This window comes from Mesorhizobium sp. M2A.F.Ca.ET.067.02.1.1, from assembly GCF_004023285.1.
Classification (GTDB): Bacteria; Pseudomonadota; Alphaproteobacteria; order Rhizobiales; family Rhizobiaceae; genus Mesorhizobium.
On sequence record NZ_RZSB01000437.1, the window covers coordinates 1 to 5106 of the forward strand.

3 protein-coding genes and 1 pseudogene are annotated in these 5106 nt (G+C 64.1%); 3 read left to right on the top strand and 1 reads right to left on the bottom strand.

The annotated features are described in order from the left end of the window. Window positions 1-1202 (top strand): TRCF domain-containing protein (locus EOA28_RS24335; protein WP_281060921.1); only part of this gene is annotated, 1202 nt, incomplete at its 5' end. Window positions 1203-1336: 134 nt separating this feature from the next. Next, window positions 1337-2710, top strand: a complete 1374-nt coding sequence (locus tag EOA28_RS24340) for a 3-deoxy-7-phosphoheptulonate synthase class II (protein ID WP_126082404.1) — start codon at window positions 1337-1339, stop codon at window positions 2708-2710. Window positions 2711-2896: 186 nt separating this feature from the next. On the opposite strand, the gene EOA28_RS24345 is transcribed toward EOA28_RS24340, so the two are convergent. Continuing rightward, window positions 2897-4477, bottom strand: coding sequence for a glycosyltransferase family 39 protein (locus EOA28_RS24345; RefSeq protein ID WP_127250162.1), 1581 nt, complete (start codon window positions 4475-4477; stop codon window positions 2897-2899). Between the two features lie 198 nt (window positions 4478-4675). Between EOA28_RS24345 and EOA28_RS24350 the strand changes: the two are divergent. Further along, window positions 4676-5106: pseudogene (locus EOA28_RS24350) on the top strand (hypothetical protein); the annotation flags it as partial.

Sequence of the window (5106 nt, forward strand, 5' to 3'; positions counted from 1 at the left end):
ACGTGCACGTGCTGACGCTTTCGGCGACGCCGATTCCGCGCACGCTGCAGCTGGCGCTGACCGGCGTGCGCGAGCTGTCGCTGATCGCCACGCCGCCGGTTGACCGCATGGCGGTGCGCACCTTCATCTCGCCCTTCGATCCGCTGGTCATCCGCGAGACGCTGCTGCGCGAGCGCTATCGCGGCGGCCATTCCTTCTATGTCGTGCCGCGCATCAGCGACCTGGCCGAAATCCATGATTTCCTGAAGGAATCCGTGCCGGAGCTGAAGGTGGCGGTGGCGCATGGCCAGATGCCGCCGGGCGAGCTCGACGACATCATGAACGCTTTCTATGACGGCCAGTACGATGTGCTCCTGTCGACCACCATCGTCGAATCCGGCCTCGACATCCCGACCGCCAACACGCTGATCATCCACCGCGCTGACATGTTCGGGTTGGCGCAGCTCTACCAGCTGCGCGGCCGTGTCGGCCGCTCGAAGGTGCGCGCCTACGCGCTGTTCACGCTGCCGGCCAACCGCAAGCTGACCGACACGGCCGAGCGCAGGCTGAAGGTGCTGCAGTCGCTCGACACGCTCGGCGCCGGCTTCCAGCTCGCCAGCCATGACCTCGACATCCGCGGCGCCGGCAATCTGCTCGGCGAAGAGCAGTCCGGTCACATCAAGGAGGTCGGCTTCGAGCTCTACCAGCAGATGCTGGAGGAGGCGGTGGCCGAGGTGAAGGACACCGGCGAAGTTCAGGACGGCGGCTGGTCGCCGCAGATCGCGGTCGGCACCGCGGTGATGATTCCGGAAAGCTATGTGCCGGACCTGCAACTGAGGATGGCGCTCTACCGCCGCCTCGGCGACCTCGAGACCACCGAGGAGATCGACGGTTTCGGCGCCGAGCTGATCGACCGTTTCGGGCCGCTGCCGCAAGAGGTGACGCATCTGTTGAAGATCGTCTTCATCAAGGCGCTCTGCCGCAAAGCCAATGTCGAGAAGCTCGATGCCGGCCCCAAGGGCGTGGTCATCCATTTCCGCAAGCGCGAGTTCCCCAATCCGGTCGGGCTGGTCAAGTTCATCGGCGAGCAGGGTTCGCTGGCCAAGATCAGGGCGGACCACAGCGTCGTCTTCATCCGCGACTGGCCGAATGCGGAGAAGCGGCTGGCAGGCTCGGCCGTGGTGATGACGCAGCTGGCGCGGCTCGTCGACAAGGCCGCGTAGCAGCATCGGGTCCATTCGCACCGCTGAAAAACCCGGCTAGAATAGGCAGTCGGCTTCGTGTAAGGAGCCGCGACCTCTGTTGGGGCGAAAATAGCGGGCAAGGGCGCTCGCCGAGAAGAGTATTGGGTGCAGCGATGACGAAATGGTCGCCTAATTCGTGGAGAGAGAAGCCGATCAAGCAGGTTCCGGCCTATCCGGATCTTGCCGCGCTGAAGGCGACGGAAGCCCAGCTCGCCACGTTCCCGCCGCTGGTTTTTGCCGGTGAGGCGCGCAAGCTGAAGAAGCAACTGGCAGCGGTCGCCGCCGGCGAAGCCTTCCTGCTCCAGGGCGGCGACTGCGCCGAGAGCTTTGCCGAGCATGGCGCCGACAACATCCGCGACTTCTTCCGCGTCTTCCTGCAGATGTCGGTGGTGCTCACCTTCGCCGGCGCGCAGCCGGTGGTGAAGGTCGGCCGCGTCGCCGGCCAGTTCGCCAAGCCGCGCTCCTCCGACAACGAGACCAAGGGCGGGGTGACATTGCCGAGCTACCGCGGCGACATCATCAACGGCATCGAGTTCGACGCCAGGTCGCGCATCCCGGATCCCGCGCGGCAGGAGATGGCCTACCGCCAGTCGGCCGCGACGCTCAACCTTCTGCGCGCCTTCGCGCAGGGCGGCTATGCCAGCCTGGAGAACGTGCATCGCTGGATGCTGGGCTTCGTCGCCGACAGCCCCCAGGGTGAGAAGTACGAATCGCTTGCCAACCGCATCACCGAGACGATGGAATTCATGCGCGCGGTCGGCATCACGTCGGAAACCAATTTCGCGCTGCGCGAGACCGATTTCTACACCAGTCACGAGGCACTGCTGCTCGGCTACGAGGAAGCGCTGACGCGCGTCGATTCCACCTCCGGCGACTGGTACGCGACCTCGGGCCACATGATCTGGATCGGCGATCGCACCCGCCAGCCCGACCATGCCCATGTCGAATATTGCCGCGGTATCAAGAACCCGCTTGGCCTGAAATGCGGACCTTCGCTGACGCCGGATGGTTTGCTGGAATTGATCGACCTGCTCAATCCCGAGAATGAGCCTGGACGGTTGACGCTGATTGCCCGCTTCGGCTCCGACAAGGTGGCCGAGCACCTGCCGAAGCTGGTGCGGGCGGTGAAGAAGGAAGGCCGCAGCGTCGTGTGGTCGTCCGATCCGATGCATGGCAACACCATCGAGGCGGCCGGCTACAAGACGCGGCCGTTCGACCGGATTCTCAAGGAAGTGCAGACCTTCTTCGAGGTGCATCGCGCCGAAGGCACGCATCCGGGCGGCATTCATGTCGAGATGACCGGCAAGAACGTCACCGAATGCACCGGCGGCGCCCGCGCCATCACGGCCGAAGACCTGCACGACCGCTATCATACCCATTGCGATCCGCGCCTTAACGCGGATCAGGCGATCGAGCTCGCCTTCCTGGTCTCGGATCTGCTCAAGAAGAGCCATCCGATCCAGCACAAGCAGGTTGCCAACGCCTGAGCAGCGCCCAGCGCTTGTTCATTGGAAGCGCCGGCGAAACCGGCGCCTTTTCAATTCAGGCGGGTGGATCAAGCCTAAAGCGCGTCGCGATCTTTCAGATTCGCTCCATACGCTTTAGGTTTTTGATTTCATGCATGTCTTTGTCCCGAAACCGGTTCCCACTTTCGGGAGACATGCTTTAGCCGGTCATTCCGGGTCGGGCGGCCCGGGCGGGTCTCCCGGGAAACTCGATCTGCCGGGTGGAATGACAGCGAAGTTGATCTCCAGGGGCGGCGCCCTGAGCGACCAGTCGAAGGACACCGTCTTGACCGGCAGGCCGTCGGTCCAGGCCAATTGCTGCGGCGTGAGTGGCCAGCCTTTCGGCCACACCAGCAGCATTCCCTGATCCCGCAGGCGCTGGTCGGTGATCCATGGTGCGAGGCGCCTGTCGAGAGCCGTGAAGATGGAAGGCTGGTCCGCGGCTTCCAGCCCGGCGAGCCGGGCCACGCCGTCTTCGCCGCCGACAATGCCCAACGGCCCGGGCACCGCCTCATGCCAGATCGCCTCGGCTGTCCGTGAAATCGATTGCGCCGGCCAGCACATCGGCTGCAGGCGACCGCGGACGTTGCAGCCGGTCCAGCGGGTGACGGCGTAGGCGCTCGATACGGCGACCACGCATAGCAGCGCCAGCACCGTCAACCGGCGCAATTCCGTCGCTCCCAGCCGGTGGCCCAGAAACGCGATCGCCAGGACGCCCACGAGATTGTACATCGTCGCGCCCCAGGACTCACCGGTGCCTGTGAACAGCGAGGCGATCATGATGAGGAGCGCTGGCCCCAGGCCCATCCATGCCAGGTAGATAATAGCGCGTCGCTCGGGAGCCGGCTGGGGCTGCAAGGGCTCCTGCGCGGGGCTTGCTCGCCGCCGCAGCAGGCCGGACAGAGCAAGAACGACGGGAACGGCGGAAAGCCCGGCAAGCTGAACGCCGATATAGTAAAGCCTGGCGCGGTGGGCGAGAACCCACTCGTTGCGGTGCGCGGCGTAGGTCAGCGGCAGGAAATCGAGTCGGAAAAGCTCGACCGCCAGCGGCGCCGCGATGCCAAGGAAAACCGCAAGGCCAAGCCACGGCCATTGGGTGGCGAGCCGGTTCCGGGCACGGCTATCGTATAAGAGCCAGATGCCGCCGAAAACCAGCAGCAAAGCCGTCGAGAACTTGGCGTAGAGTCCCAGGCCGGAGACGACGCCGAGGGCGAGCCACCAGCCGGGCCGTCCGTCGCGCGCGGCGCGCCACAACAGCCATGAGATGCCGGCCCAGAAAGGCATCTGTGCATAGTCGTGGTTGAATTGCGGGGTCGGCCAACCGAAGAAATAGATCGAGGGCATCAGCAACACCGCGGCGAGAGCGCGGGTCGACCCCATGATGTCGCGTGCGAGAAGATAGACCAGGATGAAAGTCGTCGAGATCAGCAGTTGCGAAAGCATATATTGCGGCCAGCGGAACGAGCCGGTCAGTAGATGGCTGATCTCAAGCAGCCAGCAGGGTAACTGCGGGTGTTTGTAGGTCAGCAGAACCCATTCGCGGCCCCACATGAACCCCTCGACGACGTCGTATGGCGGCCCAACGTTGACGAGCGCCGGCATGACGGTCCAGCAAGCGATCTGGGTGAGGCACAAAAGCGCCAGCAATCGCCATGGGTGCCGGATCAGTCCGTTCCAGATTGAAGGCGGATTGCCTTCCGCGGTGGCTGCCACCGGCCAAAGATGAACGGATTCGCTGGTTCTCGACATGCGGGCCTAAAACCACACCGGCGGATTTCTGAACAGTCCGATAGCAAAAGCTTACGAAAATGTATGCTGCCGCAACATTGTAAAACCAAGATTGCGATGGAACCCGTCGCCGGCGCTTCGGGCAGAACCGTGGCCGGCTGAATGTTGGTTGAGCCGGGCCTCCCAAGGCGCCGCGATTCTAGCCATACGGGTGTCTCCATGCGTCACCAGCACGCCGTCATCCATGATCGCGGGCTCGACTTCTGGTCGGCGCGCGCGGCGGTTCTCGTCGTCATCTGTCTTCAGCTTTTGGTCATCAACAACCTGTCCTTCGGTCCGCGCTGGCTAGCCCCGACGGTCGAGGCGGCACTGCTGGTGCCCCTGTCGATCGCGACGGCATGGACGCAGATGCAGACGCGCACGGCTGTCGACCACGAGCATTGGTACGCGATCGGCCGATTGCGCCTCTACATCCGCCGCACGGCATTGGTGATGACCGGCGTCATCAGCGTCATGAATTGCGGATCGCTGGTTTTCCTGGTGCGGGCGCTGCTGGAAGGGCATGCCGGCGCCGGCACGACGCTGCTCGTCGATGCCCTCAACATCTGGGTCACCAATGTGATCGTCTTTGCGCTGTGGTTCTGGAGCAC